Below are 18210 nucleotides of genomic sequence, written 5' to 3'. Positions count from 1 at the left end.
TCCGCTGCCGCCTCGGCTGTGGCGCTTCTCGCCCGGCCACGTTTTCGCGCCCCCCCCGCCCCCGGGGGGGGGGGGGCGGGGGTGGGGGGGCGGGGGGGGGGGGCCCCCCCCCCCCCCCACCACTGCGCTACGCGCCGTAGACGGGCGTGGGGGGCTCCGCCTTGGCCAGCAGATCGGCGACCACGGGGCCGATCTCCTTCGGATCCCAGCGCTCGCCCTTGTCCTGGGTGGGTCCGTGCCGCCAGCCCTCGGCGACGGTGATCCGACCGCCCTCGACCTCGAACACCCGGCCCGTGACGTCCTTCGACTCCGCCGATCCGAGCCACACCACCAGCGGCGAGATGTTCTCCGGAGCCATCGCGTCGAAACCACTGTCGGGCGCGGCCATGTTCTCGGCCATCGCACCGCCCGCGCCGAGCGTCATGCGGGTGCGTGCGGCGGGGGCGATGGCGTTGACGGTGACCCCGTAGTTCTTCAGCTCTGCCGCCGCCTGGATGGTCATCTCCGCGATACCGGCCTTCGCCGCGGCGTAGTTGCCCTGGCCGATGCTGCCCATCAGGCCCGCACCCGAACTGGTGTTCACGATCCGGGCATCGACCCGGCGTCCGGCCTTCGACTCGGCCCGCCAGTACGCGGCGGCGTGACGCAGCGGGGCGAAGTGACCCTTGAGGTGCACGCGGATCACCGCGTCCCACTCCTGCTCGCTCATCCCGACGAGCATCCGGTCCCGCAGGAAGCCCGCGTTGTTGACCAGGACGTCGAGGCCGCCGAAATTGTCGACGGCGGTCCTCACCAGGTTCTGTGCACCGTCCCAGTCCGCGACGTCGTCGCCGTTGACGACGGCGGTTCCGCCGGCCGCGACGATCTCGGCGACGACCTGCTCGCCGGGGCTCTCGCCGGTGGCGGAGCCGTCGCTACCCACACCGACGGCGGTGCCGTCCTTTGCGACACCGATGTCGTTGACGACGACCTTGGCGCCCTGCGCCGCGAACGCCAGCGCGTGCGCCCGTCCGATGCCGCGGCCCGCGCCCGTCACGATGACGACGCGGCCGTCCACCAATCCGCTCACTTGCTCTCCTCCGTTGTTGCCGCCGCCAGGAAGGCGGGACGTTCGCCGCCGCCGTGGGCGGTCAGGGTGGATCCGCTGACGTACGACGACAGCGGCGATGCCAGGAATACTGCACAGTTCCCGATCTCCTCGGGACGGGCGAGTCTGCCCAGTGGGACGGTGTCGCCGACCGCGGCGACACCGTCGGCTCCGCCGTAGTGGAGGTGGCTCAGCTCGGTCTCCACCATGCCGACGACGACCGAGTTGACCCGGACCTTCGGCGCCCACTCGACGGCGAGACTGCGGGTGAGGCTGTCGACGCCGGCCTTCGCGGCGCCGTAGGCCGCGGTGCCGGGTGACGGCCGGGCGCCGCTGACGCTCGAGATCATCACGATCGAGCCACCCGAGTCCTGTTGCTGCATCACCGCGTTCGCGGCCTGCGAGACATGCAGCGGCGCAAGAAGGTTCAGTTCGATGATCTTCGAGTGATAGCGCGGGCTCGCGTCGGCGGCGAGCGCGAAGGGCGCACCGCCCGCGTTGTTGACGACGGTGTCGAGCCGGCCGTGCCGTGCGACGATCCGCTCCACCATCTCGTGTATCTGTTCGGCGTCGCGCACGTCGCACGCGAGGAAGTCGACACCGCGACCGGCCTCCTCGATCGGCTCGTCCGCGGGACGCCGCGCGCAGGTCACCACCGTCGCGCCCGCCCGCAGGAACGCGCGGCTGATGCCCGCCCCCACGCCGCGAACTCCGCCGGTCACGAGCACGACGCTTCCGTCCAGACCCAGATCCACCACGTACCTCCGATGTGAGCCACCCGTCCGGGTGCCCGAGTTCCACTGCGGTCCGGGCGACGGACTCCAGCTCGACCCGCAGATGTGCTAACTTACCAAGCAATCGCTTGGTTTGGCGACCTACCTAAGGAAACACCATGGGAATCACCTCCACTTCCGACGGGGCCGGCATCACCACGGTCACCGTCGACTACCCGCCCGTGAACGCGATCCCTGCGCGCGGCTGGTTCGAACTGGCCGACGCAATCCGCGAGGCAGGCAGGGATCCGAGCACCCACGTGGTGATCCTGCGAGCCGAGGGGCGCGGCTTCAACGCCGGCGTGGACATCAAGGAGATGCAGGCCACCGAGGGACACGGCGCCCTGATCGAGGCCAACCACGGCTGCGCGGCCGCGTTCTCAGCCGTGTACGACTGCGAGGTCCCGGTCGTCGTCGCCGTGGGCGGCTTCTGCGTCGGCGGCGGCATCGGCCTGGTCGGCAACGCCGACGTCATCGTCGCGTCCGACGACGCGGTCTTCGGGCTGCCCGAGGTCGATCGCGGGGCACTCGGCGCCGCGACCCACCTGGCCCGCCTCGTCCCGCAGCACATGTTGCGGACGCTGTACTACACCGCCCGCAACGTCGACGCCCAGACGCTCAAGCAGTTCGGTTCCGTCTGGGACGTCGTCCCGCGCGGCGAACTCGACGCCGCGGCGATCAAGATCGCCGGCGAGATCGCCGCCAAGGACACTCGGGTGATCCGGCGCGCGAAGGAGGCGATCAACCGGATCGACGTCCAGGACGTGCACACCAGCTACCGACTCGAGCAGGGCTTCACGTTCGAGTTGAACCTCGCCGGCGTCGCCGACGAGCACCGCGACGAGTTCGTCGCCACCGGCAAGCCGCGTGCGAACAAGGGAGTGAAAGACAGTGCGTGACAAGAGGATGACGCTCGACGAGGCGGTCGGCGAGCTGCGCAGCGGCATGACGATCGGCCTCGGCGGCTGGGGTTCGCGGCGCAAGCCGATGGCGTTCGTGCGGGCGATCCTGCGCTCGGACGTCAAGGATCTGACCGTCGTCACCTACGGCGGACCGGACCTCGGACTGCTGTGCTCGGCGGGCAAGGTCCGCAAGGCGTACTACGGGTTCGTGTCGCTGGACTCGGCGCCGTTCTACGATCCGTGGTTCGCCAAGGCCCGCACCTCCGGTGAACTCGTCGCCCGCGAGATGGACGAGGGCATGGTCAAGTGCGGGCTCGAAGCCGCGGCCGCGCGCCTGCCGTTCCTCCCGATCCGCGCCGGCCTCGGCTCGGACGTGCAGAACTTCTGGGGCGACGAACTGAAGACCGTCACGTCGCCCTACCCCGACGAGTCCGGACGGCCCGAGACGCTGATCGCGATTCCGGCGCTGAACCTCGACGCGGCGTTCGTGCACCTGAACATCGGCGACGCGCACGGCAACGCCGGTTACCAGGGAGTCGACCCGTACTTCGACGATCTCTACTGCCTGGCGGCCGAGAAGCGGTACCTGTCGGTGGAGAAGATCGTCGACACCGAACAGCTCGTCAAGGAGGTTCCGCTGCAGCAGCTGATCCTCAACCGCATGATGGTCGACGGTGTCGTGGAGGCCCCGAACGGCGCGCACTTCACCGTCGCCGGCGACTCGTACGGCCGCGACGAGAAGTTCCAGCGGCACTACGCCGAGGCCGCGAAGACCCCCGAATCGTGGCAGGCGTTCGTCGACCGGTTCCTGTCCGGGTCCGAGGAGGACTACCAGGCCGCCGTCACACAGTTCCACGCCGATGCCGAGAAGACCGGGGAGCAGGCATGACCGCCACCGAGACCGTCACGCGCGCCGAGTACTGCGCGATCGCCTGCGCCGAGATCTTCTCCGGCGCAGGAGAAATCATGGCCAGCCCGATGTCGACGATGTCGCAGCTCGGTGCCCGGCTCGCCCGGCTGACCACCGAACCGGACCTGCTGATCACCGACGGCGAGGCACTGATTCTCGCGGACACCCCCGCCCTCGGCGGGACGGGTGCCGTCGAGGGGTGGATGCCGTTCCGGAAGGTGTTCGACGTCGTCGCGTCCGGTCGCCGGCACGTGGTCATGGGCGCCAACCAGATCGACCGGCACGGCAACCAGAACCTCTCCGCGTTCGGTCCCCTGCAGCAGCCGAAGCGGCAGATGTTCGGGGTCCGCGGCGCGCCGGGCAACACGATCAACCACGCCACCAGCTACTGGGTCGGCAAGCACAGCACCCGGGTTTTCTGCGACGGGGTCGACGTCGTCTCCGGAGTCGGCTACGACAAGGTCGACCCGCAGAACCCGGCGTTCAAGTACCTGAACGTGTATCGCGTCGTCACCAACCTCGGATCGTTCGACTTCGGCGGCCCCGACCGCACGTTCCGCGCCCTGAGCCTGCACCCCGGCGTCACCGCCGACGAGGTCACCGAGAACACCTCGTTCGAGGTCGCCGGACTCGCCGACGCCGGCGTCACCCGCGAGCCGACGAGCGAGGAACTGCGGCTGATCCGTGAGGTTCTCGATCCGAAGGGGCTGCGCAACCTCGAGGTTCCGGCATGACCGGTCGGCTGCGCACCCCGCTGACCGAACTGGTCGGCATCGATCACCCGATCGTGCAGACCGGAATGGGCTGGGTGTCGGGTCCGCGCCTGACCGCGGCCACCTGCAACGCCGGCGGTCTCGGCATCCTCGCGTCCGCGACGATGACCTACGACGAGCTCGAGGCGGCGGTCGCGAAGACGAAGTCGTTGACGGACAAGCCCTTCGGGGTCAACATCCGCGCCGACGCGTCCGACGCACCGCAGCGCATCGACCTGCTGATCCGCGAGCAGGTCAAGGTCGCGTCGTTCGCACTCGCGCCGAAGAAGGACCTGATCGCCAAGCTCAAGGACAACGGCGTCGTCGTGGTCCCGTCGATCGGGGCCGCCAAGCACGCCGTGAAGGTGGCGTCGTGGGGCGCCGACGCGGTGATCGTGCAGGGCGGTGAGGGCGGCGGCCACACCGGCGGTGTCGCGACGACGCTGCTGCTGCCGAGCGTCCTGGACGCCGTGGACATCCCGGTGATCGCCGGTGGCGGATTCTTCGACGGTCGCGGCCTGGCCGCGGCACTGTCCTACGGCGCCGCCGGTGTCGCGATGGGCACCCGCTTCCTGCTCACCAGCGACTCCGCGGTGCCGGATTCGGTGAAGCAGGAGTACCTGAAACGGGGCCTGACCGACACCACGGTGTCCGTGAAGGTCGACGGCATGCCGCATCGCGTCCTCAACACCGACCTGGTCAACAGCCTCGAGAAGTCCAGCTACGCAAAGGGACTCGTCGCCGCGACGAGGAACGCCATGAAGTTCAGGTCGATGACCGGCATGAAGTGGTCGACGCTGGTCCGGGACGGCCTGGCGATGAAGAAGTCCGGCGACCGCACCTGGCAGCAGATCATCATGGCCGCCAACACCCCGATGCTGCTCAAGGCCGGCCTGGTCGAGGGCAACACCGAGGCCGGCGTACTCGCGTCCGGTCAGGTGGTCGGCATGATCGACGACCTGCCCAGCTGCCGGGAACTGATCGAGCGCATCGTCGCCGACGCCGTCACCCGCATCGACGCCCTCGGCGCACTGAAGGCCTGACCTCCCCGCGGCCGAAGGCGGCCTTCGTTCGGATCAACCGGACGAAGGCCGCCTTCAGCCGTTCGCGGCGGCGGCTTCGATGCGGGCGCGGACTTCGGGGCGGCGCAGCGGCGGCACGGTCTGCGGCGGCTGGCGACGCTCGGGCAACTCCGCGAGCAATCGCGCGGTGACCGCGGCGACCTCGGCCACCGCCCGCTCGAACGGCTCCCTGGTGTTGTCGGACAGTTTGTGCAGTCCACTGACCTTCCGGACGTACTGGACCGCGGCGGCCTCGATCTCCTCCGCGGTCGCGGCAGGTTCCAGCCCGCGCAGCTCGGTGATGTTTCGGCACATGCCCCGAGCGTAGCCCCGGGCCTGGAGGGAACGCCCAGCTTCTCGGGTATTGTCCCGCCCTGTGAATGGGTCACAGGATCGTCGTGTGGAGACCGCGGGGCCGGGTCGTCCGCGGGACCCGCAGGTCGATCGCGCGGTACTCCAGGCGACGGTGGAGTTGCTCGTCGAAACCGGATACCAGAAGACGACCATCCAGGCCATCGCCCGCCGCGCCCAGGTCAGCGCCCCGGCGATCTACCGACGTTGGGCGACCCGCGAGATGATCATCGAGGACGCGATCTTCGGTCTCCAGGAGGGCGACCAGGTGCCGCTGCCGCCGCCGACCGACGACCTCCGCGCCGATCTGCTCGCCTGGACCCGAACCTTCCTGGATCGCACGGCTCATCCGGCGGCACGGTCCGCGATACCCGGGCTGTTGTCGGCCTACCACCACCACGCCGGCGTCCACGAGCGGCTCGTGCAGCGGGCCGAGGTGCCGACCCGCGCCGCGCTGGTCGAACGCGTACTCGCCGCGGTACCGAATCCCGACGCGCAGGCGGAGGCCACCGCGGCCGTCGTGTTCGACATGCTGGTGGCGTCGACGATGATCCGCGGGGTGTCCCTCGGCTACGACGGCGCCGACGAGTGGTGCGAACACATCGCCGACGCCCTCCACGCCCTGATCGGCACCCTGGGCCGCTGATCCACCCGGCGCCGGACGCTCACTCTCCGATGCGCTCGACGATCGTGACGTTGGCGGTGCCACCGCCCTCGCAGATGGTGAGCAGGCCGTAGCGTCCGCCGGTCCGTTCGAGCTCACCCAGCAGGGTCGCCATCAGCTTGGTGCCGGTGGCACCGAGGGGATGCCCCAGCGCGATGGCGCCGCCGTTGACGTTGACCTTCGCCGGGTCCGCGCCGATCTCCTTGATCCACGCCAGCACGACCGGCGCGAAGGCCTCGTTGATCTCGATCACGTCGATGTCGTCGACGGTAAGGCCGGTCTTCGCGAGGGCGTGCCGGGTGGCCGGAATCGGGGCGGACAGCATGAAGATCGGGTCGTCGCCGCGGGCACTCATGTGGTGGATGCGGGCGCGGGGCTTCAGCCCGTGCTTCGCGACGGCGTCCTCCGACGCGAGCAGCAGGGCGCTGGCACCGTCGGAGATCTGGCTCGCGACAGCGGCGGTCATCTTGCCGCCCTCGACGAGGACGTTGAGCCCGGCCATCTTCTCGAGGCTGGTCTCGCGCGGTCCCTCGTCGACGGTCGCGTCGCCGAGCGGGACGATCTCGTTGTCGAAACGCCCCTCCGCGATCGCGGCGCGGGCCCGCTCGTGGCTCTGCAGCGCCCACTTCTCGAGGTCCTCGCGGCTGATGTCCCACTTGTCGGCGATCATCTCGGCGCCCTTGAACTGGGACACATCCTGGTCGCCGTAGCGCTCGGTCCAGCCCGTCGACTCCGCGGTCGGCGTGGTGAACCCGTACTGCTGGCCGACGAGCATCGCGGCCGAGATCGGGATCTGGCTCATGTTCTGCACGCCGCCGGCGATGACCAGGTCGGCGGTGCCCGACAGGATCGCCTGCGCACCGAACTGGATGGCCTGCTGACTCGACCCGCACTGGCGGTCGACGGTCACACCGGGGACGTGCTGCGGCAGACCGGCCGCGAGCCAGGACATCCGGGCGATGTTGCCCGCCTGGCCGCCGATCGCGTCGACGCAGCCGAACACGACGTCGTCGATGTCGGACGGGTCGATACCGGTGCGGTCGACGAGGGCCTTGACGATGTGCGCGCCGAGGTCGATCGGGTGCACGGCGGACAGTGCGCCGCCGCGCTTGCCGATCGGGGTGCGGATGGCGTCGATGATGTATGCCTCGGGCATGGAGGTACTCCCTGGAGGGTCAGGATCGGGACTCCGGGCTGGTCAGCCCGTCGAGAACGATGGCGAGGTACTGCTTGGCGACGGCTTCTGCGGTCATCGGTCCGCCGGGCCGGTACCACCGGACCGCGACCCAGACCGTGTCCCGCATGAACCGGAAAACGAGCTCGATGTCGATGTCGGGGCGGAAACTGCCGTCCGCGATGCCGGATTCGAGGACGTTCACCCACAGCGCCCGGAACTCGCGGTTGAGCTCGTCGATGTAGGAGAACCGCTCGTTGCCGACGAGGTGCTTGGCCTCGTCCTGGTAGATCGCGACGGCGGAGTGCGAGCGATCGATCGCCTCGAACGAGGCGACGACGAGTGCTTCGAGGGTGGCGCGGGCCCCGAGGCCGGCGTCGGTGATGGCCCGGTACCGTCCGAAGAGGTCGTCCAGGAAGCCGCGGAGGATCTCGTCGACCATCGACTCCTTGGAGTCGAAGTGGTGGTAGAGGCTGCCGGAGAGAATTCCGGCGGCATCGGCGATGTCGCGGACGGTGGTCGCCCGCATGCCCCGCTCGGCGAACAACGACGCAGCAAGGTCGAGCAGTTCGGCGCGGCGGCCGGTCTTGGTGGCAGTGTCGTCGGCGGCGCGGGGCGGTGGGGTCACGGGTGTCAGCATACCAACCAAGCAATTGCTAGGGTCAATGGATGGTCGAGTCAACACGCTGCGCCGTCGTCACCGGCGGGACCGGCGGCATCGGATCCGAGATCGTCCGACGCCTCGCGGCCGACGGACACGCCGTCGCCCTCGCCTACCGCGCCAACACCGGACACGCCGACGCGCTCGTCGGCGAGACGCTCGGGGCGGGCGGCCGGGCCCGCGCCGACCGCGTCGAGCTGACCGACACCGGCGCCGTCGCCCACTGGGCGGACCTCGTGCGCTCCGAGTTCGGCGACCCCGCCGTCCTCGTGCACGCCGCCGGGCCCCACGTCCCGATGGTGCACCTGTCGAAGGTCTCCCCCGGCGACTACGCGCAACAGTTGAACGCCGAGGCGACGGCGTTCTTCACCGTCGTGCACGCCTTCCTGCCCGCGCTCCGCGCCACGGCGGGGTCGGTGGTCGCGGTGACCACCGCCGCGACCGACCGCTTCCCGGTCCGCGACGGTCTGTCGTCCGGCACCAAGGGCGCGGTCGAGGCGCTCGTGCGGGCGTTCGCGGTCGAGGAGGGCCGCTTCGGCGTCCGCTTCAACGCCGTCGGTCCCGGCATGCTCACCGACGGCATGGCGGAGCGGCTGATCGGCAGCGACGACCTCGACGAGCGCGCGCTGTCGGTCGCGCGCAGCCGGATCCCGTTGAACCGCTTCGGCTCCGCCGTCGACATCGCGGAGGCGGTGTGCTTCCTCTCGAGCAGCAGGGCCGGCTTCGTCACCGGTCAGAAGCTCAACGTCGACGGTGGCTACACGGCGTAGGCGGCTCCTCCCGTGAGTCCTTTCGGCCCCCAGGCGGACCGAAAGGACTCACAGGCGGGGCATGGGTTCTCCTCCCGCCTCACCCAGCCCTCTCGCCGCAACACGGCCTCGACCTCCCGAGCCACGGCACACGAATCGCCCTCGACCTCCTCGAACCCGTACACCAGCCGCGGTCGGTCCTCGAGCTCCGCGGCGTTGTCCCGTCGGCGGTCCCGGAATGCCACCTCCCTCGACGAGTGCGTGGCACGGCCGTCCAGTCGAACGATCAGCGGGACTCCGCTCGCGGAGTAGTCGCAGTCTTCCCACAGGGTGCGGCCGTCGACGACGACGGGGCTCTGCCTGTCCGCCGAGGGAAGACGATGTGCCGCCTCCACGTCGACGGCGTAGCGGTACTCGAGTACCGACTGGACACCGTCCGCGAGAAGCCGAACCGCGGACTGGAGCGCCGCCGCGTATCGATACGGCCTGCGTTCGCCGAGGCGCCGATGCACGTCCGCGAGTCTGATCCGCCGATTCGTGACGGATGCGACGAGGCTGACGTAGGCCTCGTGCGCATCCGGCTTCCCGACCGCGAGGTCTACGGCCGTGTCGGCGAGCCCGGTTCGCGGGAACGCCCCGTCCACACCGATGTACTCGTGTGCGCGCGAGCGGTGCACCACAACCCCGGGATGCAGGACCGTTCCCGCGAACGGCTTGGGACACCCGGGTGTTCCCGCGCGAATCCGCGTCGCGGACTGCCCCTTCGCGGACAGGCGGTAGGGCACCGTGACGTGCACCGGTGCGGTCGGATCGACAGGCAGGATTCCCCACTCCTCGGCGGCGGTGCGATGGCTGAGCATCGCGGATCCGCCGCCGTAGACCAGTGCGGCCATGAGGGTCATCGGGCGGTCGAGGGGACCCGTCGTCACGCAGTACACACCTCTGAGCACCCGCTGCCAGTGTCCCGAGTCGAGGCGGTTGCGCACACGGGTGCGCGGAAAGCCCACGGCCGTCAGTTGGCTCTGAGTGACCATCCCGTGCTGAGAGTCGATCAGGGTTCGCAGTTCGCGTGGCTCCGATGTCGAGGGCACCACTCCAGCGTGGCCCTACGCGACGGCGCCGTACCGACCGGAATACGAACTGTGGATCGTCGGCGAAACCATCCACAGCGCCCGTGAGTCCTTGTGGCCCGCGTGCGGACCGAAAGGACTCACGGGCGGCGGAGCCGCCTACGCCCGCTGGCTGGAGACGGAGACGATCTCGCCGGTCAGGTAGGTGGTGTAGTCGCTGGCGAGCATCGCTATGGTCGCGGCGATCTCCCACACCTCGGCGGCGCGGCCGTACGCCTCCCGGGAGGCGAGGGTGTCGAGCAGTTCGTCGCTGGTGACCTTCGCGAGGAAGGGGTGCTTGGCGATGGACGGGGCGACCGCGTTGATCCGAACGCCGTACTCGGCGGCCTCGATCGCCGAGCAGCGCGTCAACGCCATGACGCCGGCTTTCGCGGCGGCGTAGTGCGACTGCGAGTGCTGGGCACGCCAGCCGAGGACGGACGCGTTGTTGACCAGGACACCGCCGTGGTCGGCGGTCTTGAAGTACCGCAGTGCCGCTCGGGTCGCCCGGAAGGTGCTCGTGAGGGTGATGTCGACGACGCGGTCCCACTGCTCGTCGGTCATGTCGACGATCGGCGTCTCGCCGCCGAGGCCCGCGTTGTTGACGAGAACGTCGATGCGGCCGAGTTTCTCGACCGCGCCGGAGATCAACGCGTCGACCTGCTCGGTGCTCGAGACGTCGCACACGAACGACTCGACCTGCTGTGCCCCGAACTCGGCGGACAGCTTCTCCACGGTCTCGCCGAGGCGCCGCTCGTGGAAGTCGGAGACCAGGACGTCGGCGCCTTCGAGCAGTGCGCGCCGGGCGGTGGCGAAGCCGATGCCGGTGCCCGCGGCCGCGGTGACGACGACCTTCTTGCCCTTCAGCAGGTTGTGACCTTCGATCTCCGCGGGGGCTACGGACAGTGGGGACGCGGTGGAAGTGGTCACGGACGTGCCTCTCGGGGTAGGCCGAGCACGCGCTCGGCGATGATGTTGCGCTGGATCTCGTTGGATCCGCCGTAGATGGTGTCGGCGCGGCTGAACAGGAACAGTCGTTGCTCGTCGCTGAGGTGGGCGTCGGCACCGAAGGGTCCGTCGCCGGCGAGCAGGCCGTCGGCGCCCGCGACCTCCATCGCGAGTTCACCGAGTCCGCGATGCCAGTTGGCCCACAACAGCTTTGCGACGGACGCCTCGCCGCCGTTCCCGGTGGCGTCGACCGACGACAGGGTGCGCATGGCGTGGGCGCGCATCACCTGCAGGCCCATCCAGGCGCGGGTGAGCTTGTCCTTGACGACGGGATCCTGTGCGGCACCGTTGCGTTCGGCGTGTTCGACGATCGCGGCGAGTTCCTTCGCGAAACCGACCTGCTGGCTGAGGGTGGAGATGCCGCGCTCGAAGGTGAGGGTGCCCATCGCGACCGCCCAGCCCTGCCCGGGCTCGCCGACGACGAGGTCGGCGTCGGTGCGGGCGTCGTCGAAGAACACCTCGTTGAACTCGGACGTCCCGGTCAGCTGCAGGATCGGCCGGATCTCGATCCCCGGCTGATCCATCGGCACCAGCAGGTAGGACAGGCCCTTGTGGCGCTGCGATCCGGGTTCGGTGCGGGCGACGACGAAGCACCACTGCGCGACGTGCGCCAGCGACGTCCACACCTTCTGCCCGTTGATCCGCCACTGGTCGCCGTCGAGCCGCGCGGAGGTGGTGACGCCCGCGAGGTCGGAGCCGGCGTTCGGCTCCGAGTAGCCCTGGCACCACAGTTCGGTGACGGTGTTGATGCCGGGCAGGAAGCGCCGCTTCTGCTCCTCGGTGCCGAACGCGATGAGCGTGGGACCGAGCAGCTCCTCACCGAGGTGACTGACCCGGGCGGGCGCCCCGGCGCGGGCGTACTCCTCGTGGAAGATCACCTGCTGGCTGATCGTGGCTTCCTTGCCGCCGTACTCCTTCGGCCAGCCGAGGCAGGTCCACCCCGCGGCGGCGAGGTGACGGTCCCAGGCGAGCCGCTCCTCGAATGCCTCGTGCTCGCGTCCCGGTCCGCCCAGTCCGCGAAGTCCGGCGAATTCGCCGGTCAGATTGTCGGTGAGCCACTCCCGAACGGTGGCGGCGAACGTCTCGTCGTCTACTGCTGTTGCCAGCCCCTGGATTGCATCCACATCGGTAGAGTAACCTACCAAGCACTTGCTAGGTAGAGGAGTCCAGTGACCACTGATGTGCAGACAACCCCCGCGGCGCTCGCGCGGGCCGCTCGTGAATTCGGTGACAACGAGGCCATCGCCGACGGCGACGTCCGGATCGACTACCGGGACCTCCTCGACCGGGTGCGCACCACGGCGCGTGCCCTGATCGCCCGCGGTGTCGAGGCCGGCGACCGGGTCGCCGTCTGGGCACCGAACACCCACCACTGGGTGGTCGCCGCGCTCGGTGCGCAGTACGCGGGCGCGGTCATCGTGCCGATCAACACCCGGTACACCGGCGCCGAGGCGCTCGACCTGGTCCGGCGCACCCGGGCCACCGCACTGTTCGTCGTCGGGCCGTTCCTCAAGTCGGACCGGTACGCCGACCTCGTGCGCGCCGCCTCCCCCGGCGACCTCGACAGCCTGCACACCGTCGTCCGGATTCCGTTCGACGAGGGCGAACCCGTAGAGGGCGTGATCGACTGGTCCGAACTCGACGCGCTCGCCGAATCGGTGCCCGCCGAGGTCGCCGACGCCCGCGCGCAGGCCGTGCGGCCGGACGATCTCGCCGACATCCTGTTCACCTCCGGGACCACCGGCAGGAGCAAGGGCGTGATGACCGCCCACCGGCAGACGATCGGCGTAGCGCAGTCGTGGGCGGAGTGCGCCGAGGTGACCGCGACGGACCGTTACCTGATCATCAACCCCTTCTTCCACACCTTCGGATACAAGGCCGGCTTCGTGGTGTGCGTGCTGCGCGGCGCGACGATCGTGCCGATGGCGATCTTCGACGTCCCGAAGGTCGCGGCCAGGATCGCCGACGAGAAGATCAGCATCCTGCCCGGCGCCCCGACGATCCATCAGTCGATACTCGACCTCCCGGGCCGCGACGGCCACGACCTGTCGAGCCTGCGTGTCGCGGTCACCGGCGCCGCCGCGGTGCCGGTGACGCTGGTCGAGCGACTGCAGAGCGAGCTGTCGTACCGGGCCGTGCTCACCGCGTACGGCCAGACCGAGGCGGTCGTGGTCACGATGTGCCGCACCGACGACGACCCGGTCACCGTGTCGACGACGTCGGGGCGTGCGGTCCCCGGCATGGAGGTCCGGATCGGCGAGCAGGGCGAGATCCTGGTCCGCGGCGACAACGTGATGCTCGGCTATCTCGACGACCCGGAGGCCACCGCGAAGACGATCGACGCCGACGGCTGGCTGCACACCGGCGACGTCGGGGTCATGGACGAGCGCGGCTACATCGACATCACCGACCGGCTCAAGGACATGTACATCTCCGGCGGGTTCAACGTGTACCCCGCGGAGATCGAGAACGCCCTCGCCCGGATCGACTCGGTCGCCGAGTCCGCGGTGATCGGTGTTCCGGACACCCGGATGGGCGAGGTGGGCCGGGCCTACGTGGTCGCGAAGCCCGGGCGCACCGTCTTTCCCGACGAGGTCGTCGCCTTCTGCAAGGACAACCTGGCGAATTTCAAGGTGCCGCGGGAGATCCGCGTCGTCGATTCCCTGCCGCGCAATCCGTCCGGCAAGGTGCTCAAGAACGAACTGCGAGAGGACAAGTCGTGACCGCATCCCCCGATCACGCCACGGACGCCACCGTCCCCGACGATGCCAATGCATCGGTTCCCGACGAGGGCGAGGTCGTCACCTACGAGGTGCGCGGACGCGTCGCGATCGTGACGATGAACCGCCCGGCGTACCGCAACGCCCAGAACTCCGTGATGACATACGCGCTGGACGCCGCGTTCACCCGGGCCGTCGAGGACCCCGACGTCGGCGCGATCGTGCTGGCGGGCAACGGGGCCCACTTCAGCGCCGGGCACGACATCGGCACGGTCGGCCGTGACCACCACGTCTCGTACGAGAACAAGGCCGTGGTGTGGTGGGACCACGTGGACCGGCCGGGCGGCGACCAGCGGTTCGCCCGCGAGATGGAGGTCTACCTGGGGATGTGCCGGCGGTGGCGCGAGCTACCGAAGCCGATGATCGCGATGGTGCAGGGTGCGTGCATCGCGGGCGGTCTCATGCTCTCGTGGGTGTGCGACCTGATCGTCGCGTCCGACGACGCATTCTTCGCCGATCCCGTTGTCCGGATGGGCATTCCGGGTGTGGAGTACTTCGCGCATCCGTGGGTGCTCGGTACCCGCGCGGCGAAGGAGATCCTGTACACCGGGGACCGGTTCTCCGCGCAGCGTGCCTACGAGTGGGGCATGGTCAGCCGGGTGGTGCCGCGCGCCGAACTGGAGGCCACCACGATGGACCTGGCCGATCGCATCGCGACGATGCCGCAGTTCGGGCTGGCGCTGACGAAGAAGGCCGTCAACCAGTGCGAGGACCTGATGGGCATCCGCGCCGGCATGGACTCGGTGTTCGGACTGCACCACTTCGCGCACGCACACAACGCCGAGATCGGCACGGGCCCCCTCGGCGGCATGGACGCCGCGGCGATGAAACGCAGCTCGGCCGCGGCCACACCGACAGAGCACGGCTCGGCCGTGGCGACGAAGGCTGGAGAGAAGTAGTGGATCTCGAATTCGACGAGGGCACGGTCGCGTTCCGCGACGAGGTGCGCGCCTTTCTCGCGGCGAACGTGCCGGCGCAACCGTTGCCGCACATGGACACCGCGGAGGGCTTCGAAGCTCATCGGCAGTGGGAGCACACGCTCGCCGACGCGCGTCTGTCGGTGGTGTCGTGGCCGGTGGAGTACGGCGGACGCGACGCGACTCTCGAGCAGTGGGTGATCTTCGAGGAGGAGTACTACCGGTCCGGGGCGCCGGCCCGGGTGAGCCAGAACGGTATCTTCCTGCTGGCGCCCACCCTGTTCGAGCACGCGACGCCGCAGCAGCTGGCCCGGATCATGCCGCGGATGGCACGCGCGGACGACATCTGGGCGCAGGCCTGGTCCGAGCCCGAGTCCGGCTCCGACCTGGCCAGCCTGCGCGCCACCGCCACCAGGGTGGACGGCGGCTGGCTCCTCAACGGTCAGAAGACCTGGAGCTCGCGAGCCGCGTTCGCCGACTGGGGTTTCGGCCTGTTCCGGTCCGATCCGGATGCACAGCGCCACAAGGGCATCACCTACTACATGTTCGACCTGCGGTCGAAGGGCGTCACCGTCCGGCCGATCGACCAGCTCGACGGCCTGCCCGGGTTCGCCGAGGTCTTCCTCGAGGACGTCTTCGTCCCCGACGACCCGGCCAACCCCGGTGAGTCCGGCGTGATCGGCGCCGTGAACGAGGGCTGGCGGGTCGCGATGAGCACCGCCAGCAACGAACGCGGACTGTCGCTGCGCTCCCCGGGACGTTTCCTCGCCGCCACCGACCGGCTCGTCCGGCTGTGGAAGGACCGCGCGGACCCGTCCGACACCGCGTTGCGCGATCGGGTGGTCGACGCCTGGATCGGTTCCCGCGCCTACGAACTGAGCACGTGGGGCACCGTGACCCGATTGAACGACGGCGGTCAGCTCGGCGCGGAGTCGTCGATCAACAAGGTCTTCTGGTCCGAATGGGACGTCGCCGCCCACGAGACGGCACTCGACATCCTCGGCCCCGAGTCCGAGCTCGCCGACAGCGCCTGGATGGACGGGTACCTGTTCTCCCTCTCCGGCCCGATCTACGCCGGTACCAACGAGATCCAGAAGAACGTCATCGCCGAGCGCCTGCTCGGCCTACCGAAGGCAGACCGTTGAGATTCGCACTCGATTCCTCGCACACCGACTTCGCAGACAGCATCGACTCCCTGCTGACCAAGTCCGACCTGCCTGCCGTGATCCGGGCCTGGAACACCGGGGACACCGAGCCCGGGACGAAGGTGTGGCAGCGCCTCGCCGAGACCGGGGTGAACGCCCTTCTCGTCGGCGAGGAGCACGGCGGTATCGGTGCGGACGCGATCGACCTGGTGGTCGCGGTCGAGCAGCTGGGCCGCCACGCGGTGCCCGGGCCGGTGGCGGAAACGGTCGCGGTCGCACCGATTCTGCTGGCCGGCGCGGCGCCGGATCGCCTGCCCGCACTGGCCGAGGGCGCGCTGGCCACCGTCGCCGCGCCGCCACGGGTGCCGTTCGCCGTCGACGCGCACTGCGCCGACCTGGTGCTGGTCGCCGACGGGACCACGGTGTCCACCGCCACGGTCGGCGACGCCCGGACGTCCGTCGACCGGTCCCGGACGCTGTACACCGCGTCCGCCGCCGAGACGCTCGGCACCGCCGACACCGAACACGCCTTCGACCTCGGCGCGCTCGCCACCGCGGCCCAGCTGCTCGGGCTGGGTACGGCGATGCTCGAGATGACCACCGAGTACGCCAAGCAGCGCAAGCAGTTCGGGAAGGCGATCGGCAGCCAGCAGTCGATCAAGCACCACCTGGCGGGTGTCGCGGTGGGGCTGGAGATGGCCCGACCCCTGCTCCACGGTGCCGCCATGTCGGTGCGTGAGGCATCCCCGACGGCCCGCCGCGACGTCTCGGCGGCCAAGGTCGCGTGTGGCGACGCCGCGTACCGGGCGTCGCGCGTCGCCCTCCAGGTGCACGGCGCGATCGGCTACACCCAGGAACACGATCTGTCGCTGTGGCTGACCAGGACCCGCGCCCTGCGGTCGGCGTGGGGCACGCCAGCCGAGCACCGCGGTCGAGTGATGGAGGCGCTGTGAGTGTCACGGCGGTCGGTGCGTTCACCGACGAACAGCTCGAGCTCCGCAAGACGGTCCGCGCGCTGCTGGCGAAGCACGCCGACCCCGCCGCGGTGCGCAAGGCCACCGAGTCCGAGCACGGCTTCGACTCGGCGCTGTGGTACCTGCTGTGCCAGCAGGTCGGCGTCGCGGCGCTGGCCATCCCCGAGGAGTTCGGCGGCATCGGTGCCACCGTCGTCGAGACCCACCTCGTGCTCGAGGAACTCGGCCGCACCCTCGCCCCGACACCCATGCTCGGATCGGTTGTCCTTGCCGCTCAATCGATCCTGGCGTCCGGCGACGGCGAAGCCGGCGAGCGGTTGCTGCCCGGTATCGCCGAGGGCACCTCGATCGCGGCGCTGTGCTGGACCGGCGCCGACGGCAGCTGGGACACCACCCGTGTCGGCGTCACCGCGACCGGTGACGCACTGACCGGCAGCAGCCATTTTGTGCTCGACGGCTCGTACGCCGACGTGCTGATCGTGGCCGCCGACGTCGACGGCGCCGTTGCGCTGTTCGAGGTCGACCCCGCGCAGCCGGGGGTGACCCGGCGCCGGGTGCCGACCATGGACCCGACCCGCAGCCTCGCGGTCGTCGAGTTCGACGGGGCGACGGGTCGCCTGCTCACCACCGACGGCACCGCGGCACTCGACCGGGTGCGCGAGATCGCGTGTGTCGCACTGTCCGCCGAGCAGGTCGGCGCGGCCGAGCAGTCGTTGGCGAGCACGGTGGAGTACAGCAAGTCGCGGGTGCAGTTCGGGCGGGCGATCGGCAGCTTCCAGGCCCTCAAGCACCGGATGGCCGACCTGTACTTCCTGGTCGAGACGGCACGGTCGGCGTCCTACGCGGCGGTCGCCGCACTGGCCGAGGGGTCGGCGACCGCGGCGTCGGACGCCACCGTCGCCAAGGTGTACTGCTCCGAAGCGCTGCAGGCGGTCACCGCGGATGCCATCCAGCTGCACGGTGGTATCGCGATCACGTGGGAGCACGACGCCCAGCTGTTCTTCAAGCGGGCGCACGGCAGTGCTCAGCTGTTCGGGCAGCCGCGCGCACACCTTCGGGCACTGGCGGCGGATGCCGGACTGGGCGAGTGACCGGGCCGGGCTCGCGGACCACGATCCGCGAGCCCGGACCCCTCGTCGGCGTCGGTGGAATCGGCGAAACCACCACGCGCCGAGCGCCCGGGCTGCCATGCT

Annotated in this window: 19 protein-coding genes; 11 read left to right on the top strand and 8 right to left on the bottom strand. The window is 69.9% G+C overall.

The window, feature by feature from the left end:
• Positions 1 to 127: 127 nt before the first annotated feature.
• Positions 128 to 1069: an SDR family oxidoreductase gene (locus tag ACFYVR_RS06075; RefSeq protein ID WP_387470724.1), complete on the bottom strand. Its 942-nt coding sequence runs from the start codon at positions 1067 to 1069 to the stop codon at positions 128 to 130.
• A complete protein-coding gene (locus tag ACFYVR_RS06070) occupies positions 1066 to 1842 on the bottom strand; it encodes an SDR family oxidoreductase (protein WP_387470722.1) in 777 nt (258 codons plus the stop codon). Before ACFYVR_RS06070 ends, ACFYVR_RS06075 begins: the two co-directional genes overlap by 4 nt.
• Positions 1843 to 1979: 137 nt before the next feature.
• On the opposite strand from ACFYVR_RS06070, the gene echA20 reads away from it, so the two are divergent.
• From echA20 to ACFYVR_RS06050, 4 genes are read left to right on the top strand one after another with little or no spacing between them, the layout of a single operon-like run.
• A complete protein-coding gene (gene echA20, locus ACFYVR_RS06065; protein ID WP_387470720.1) occupies positions 1980 to 2759 on the top strand; it encodes a (7aS)-7a-methyl-1,5-dioxo-2,3,5,6,7,7a-hexahydro-1H-indene-carboxyl-CoA hydrolase in 780 nt (259 codons plus the stop codon).
• A gap of 7 nt (positions 2760 to 2766) precedes the next feature.
• The gene (locus ACFYVR_RS06060; RefSeq protein WP_387471182.1) at positions 2767 to 3651 is read left to right on the top strand and encodes a CoA transferase subunit A; all 885 of its coding nucleotides are present in this window, start codon (positions 2767 to 2769) and stop codon (positions 3649 to 3651) included.
• Positions 3648 to 4406, top strand: coding sequence for a CoA-transferase subunit beta (locus ACFYVR_RS06055; RefSeq protein WP_387470718.1), 759 nt, complete (start codon positions 3648 to 3650; stop codon positions 4404 to 4406). Before ACFYVR_RS06060 ends, ACFYVR_RS06055 begins: the two co-directional genes overlap by 4 nt.
• On the top strand, positions 4403 to 5467 hold the full coding sequence (locus tag ACFYVR_RS06050) for an NAD(P)H-dependent flavin oxidoreductase (protein WP_387470716.1): 1065 nt from the start codon (positions 4403 to 4405) through the stop codon (positions 5465 to 5467). The genes ACFYVR_RS06055 and ACFYVR_RS06050 overlap by 4 nt, the downstream gene beginning before the upstream one ends.
• Before the next feature lie 54 nt (positions 5468 to 5521).
• On the opposite strand, the gene ACFYVR_RS06045 is transcribed toward ACFYVR_RS06050, so the two are convergent.
• Positions 5522 to 5800 carry a DUF2277 family protein gene (locus tag ACFYVR_RS06045; RefSeq protein ID WP_387470714.1) on the bottom strand — a complete coding sequence of 93 codons (279 nt, stop codon included), beginning with the start codon at positions 5798 to 5800 and terminating at the stop codon, positions 5522 to 5524.
• An 85-nt stretch (positions 5801 to 5885) separates the two neighbouring features.
• Here ACFYVR_RS06045 and ACFYVR_RS06040 point away from each other — a divergent pair, with 85 nt between their 5' ends.
• The gene (locus ACFYVR_RS06040) at positions 5886 to 6482 is read left to right on the top strand and encodes a TetR/AcrR family transcriptional regulator (RefSeq protein WP_387470712.1); all 597 of its coding nucleotides are present in this window, start codon (positions 5886 to 5888) and stop codon (positions 6480 to 6482) included.
• A gap of 19 nt (positions 6483 to 6501) precedes the next feature.
• Here ACFYVR_RS06040 and ACFYVR_RS06035 read toward each other — a convergent pair whose 3' ends face one another.
• Positions 6502 to 7656 carry an acetyl-CoA C-acetyltransferase gene (locus ACFYVR_RS06035; RefSeq protein WP_387470710.1) on the bottom strand — a complete coding sequence of 385 codons (1155 nt, stop codon included), beginning with the start codon at positions 7654 to 7656 and terminating at the stop codon, positions 6502 to 6504.
• A 19-nt stretch (positions 7657 to 7675) separates the two neighbouring features.
• Positions 7676 to 8302: a TetR/AcrR family transcriptional regulator gene (locus ACFYVR_RS06030; RefSeq protein WP_387470708.1), complete on the bottom strand. Its 627-nt coding sequence runs from the start codon at positions 8300 to 8302 to the stop codon at positions 7676 to 7678.
• A 41-nt stretch (positions 8303 to 8343) separates the two neighbouring features.
• Between ACFYVR_RS06030 and ACFYVR_RS06025 the strand changes: the two genes are divergently transcribed.
• A complete protein-coding gene (locus ACFYVR_RS06025; protein ID WP_387470706.1) occupies positions 8344 to 9105 on the top strand; it encodes an SDR family NAD(P)-dependent oxidoreductase in 762 nt (253 codons plus the stop codon).
• On the opposite strand, the gene ACFYVR_RS06020 is transcribed toward ACFYVR_RS06025, so the two are convergent.
• From ACFYVR_RS06020 to ACFYVR_RS06010, 3 genes are all read right to left on the bottom strand, one after another.
• Positions 9093 to 10118: a hypothetical protein gene (locus tag ACFYVR_RS06020; protein WP_387470703.1), complete on the bottom strand. Its 1026-nt coding sequence runs from the start codon at positions 10116 to 10118 to the stop codon at positions 9093 to 9095. The two genes, ACFYVR_RS06025 and ACFYVR_RS06020, sit on opposite strands and share 13 nt — an antisense overlap.
• A gap of 195 nt (positions 10119 to 10313) precedes the next feature.
• Positions 10314 to 11123: an SDR family oxidoreductase gene (locus ACFYVR_RS06015; protein ID WP_387470701.1), complete on the bottom strand. Its 810-nt coding sequence runs from the start codon at positions 11121 to 11123 to the stop codon at positions 10314 to 10316.
• Complete coding sequence (locus ACFYVR_RS06010) at positions 11120 to 12325, bottom strand: acyl-CoA dehydrogenase family protein (protein ID WP_387470698.1); 1206 nt, start codon at positions 12323 to 12325, stop codon at positions 11120 to 11122. The genes ACFYVR_RS06015 and ACFYVR_RS06010 overlap by 4 nt, the downstream gene beginning before the upstream one ends.
• Before the next feature lie 45 nt (positions 12326 to 12370).
• Here ACFYVR_RS06010 and ACFYVR_RS06005 point away from each other — a divergent pair, with 45 nt between their 5' ends.
• The 5 genes from ACFYVR_RS06005 to ACFYVR_RS05985 are packed head-to-tail and all read left to right on the top strand — an operon-like array spanning position 12371 to position 18108.
• A complete protein-coding gene (locus ACFYVR_RS06005; protein WP_387470695.1) occupies positions 12371 to 13924 on the top strand; it encodes a FadD3 family acyl-CoA ligase in 1554 nt (517 codons plus the stop codon).
• Positions 13921 to 14880, top strand: a complete 960-nt coding sequence (locus ACFYVR_RS06000) for an enoyl-CoA hydratase (RefSeq protein ID WP_387470692.1) — start codon at positions 13921 to 13923, stop codon at positions 14878 to 14880. The genes ACFYVR_RS06005 and ACFYVR_RS06000 overlap by 4 nt, the downstream gene beginning before the upstream one ends.
• Complete coding sequence (locus ACFYVR_RS05995; RefSeq protein WP_387470689.1) at positions 14880 to 16043, top strand: acyl-CoA dehydrogenase family protein; 1164 nt, start codon at positions 14880 to 14882, stop codon at positions 16041 to 16043. Before ACFYVR_RS06000 ends, ACFYVR_RS05995 begins: the two co-directional genes overlap by 1 nt.
• Complete coding sequence (locus tag ACFYVR_RS05990; protein WP_387470687.1) at positions 16040 to 16996, top strand: acyl-CoA dehydrogenase family protein; 957 nt, start codon at positions 16040 to 16042, stop codon at positions 16994 to 16996. Before ACFYVR_RS05995 ends, ACFYVR_RS05990 begins: the two co-directional genes overlap by 4 nt.
• On the top strand, positions 16993 to 18108 hold the full coding sequence (locus tag ACFYVR_RS05985) for an acyl-CoA dehydrogenase family protein (protein WP_387470683.1): 1116 nt from the start codon (positions 16993 to 16995) through the stop codon (positions 18106 to 18108). The genes ACFYVR_RS05990 and ACFYVR_RS05985 overlap by 4 nt, the downstream gene beginning before the upstream one ends.
• Positions 18109 to 18210: the final 102 nt, after the last annotated feature.

It is taken from the genome of Rhodococcus sp. NPDC003318, from assembly GCF_042879035.1.
In the GTDB taxonomy this organism is placed as follows: Bacteria; Actinomycetota; Actinomycetes; order Mycobacteriales; family Mycobacteriaceae; genus Rhodococcus_G.
Note: the sequence above shows the minus strand (reverse complement) of the source record. Positions and strands in the feature narration are given on the sequence as shown.

What these genes read in the sequence shown, in the direction of transcription:
- echA20 (WP_387470720.1), top strand. Translation starts at nt 1,980, where the DNA reads ATGGGAATCACCTCCACTTCCGACGGGGCCGGCATCACCACGGTCACC.
- ACFYVR_RS06060 (WP_387471182.1), top strand. Translation starts at nt 2,767, where the DNA reads ATGACGCTCGACGAGGCGGTCGGCGAGCTGCGCAGCGGCATGACGATC.
- ACFYVR_RS06055 (WP_387470718.1), top strand. Translation starts at nt 3,648, where the DNA reads ATGACCGCCACCGAGACCGTCACGCGCGCCGAGTACTGCGCGATCGCC.
- ACFYVR_RS06050 (WP_387470716.1), top strand. Translation starts at nt 4,403, where the DNA reads ATGACCGGTCGGCTGCGCACCCCGCTGACCGAACTGGTCGGCATCGAT.
- ACFYVR_RS06045 (WP_387470714.1), bottom strand. Translation starts at nt 5,800, where the DNA reads ATGTGCCGAAACATCACCGAGCTGCGCGGGCTGGAACCTGCCGCGACC.
- ACFYVR_RS06035 (WP_387470710.1), bottom strand. Translation starts at nt 7,656, where the DNA reads ATGCCCGAGGCATACATCATCGACGCCATCCGCACCCCGATCGGCAAG.
- ACFYVR_RS06025 (WP_387470706.1), top strand. Translation starts at nt 8,344, where the DNA reads ATGGTCGAGTCAACACGCTGCGCCGTCGTCACCGGCGGGACCGGCGGC.
- ACFYVR_RS06020 (WP_387470703.1), bottom strand. Translation starts at nt 10,118, where the DNA reads ATGGTCACTCAGAGCCAACTGACGGCCGTGGGCTTTCCGCGCACCCGT.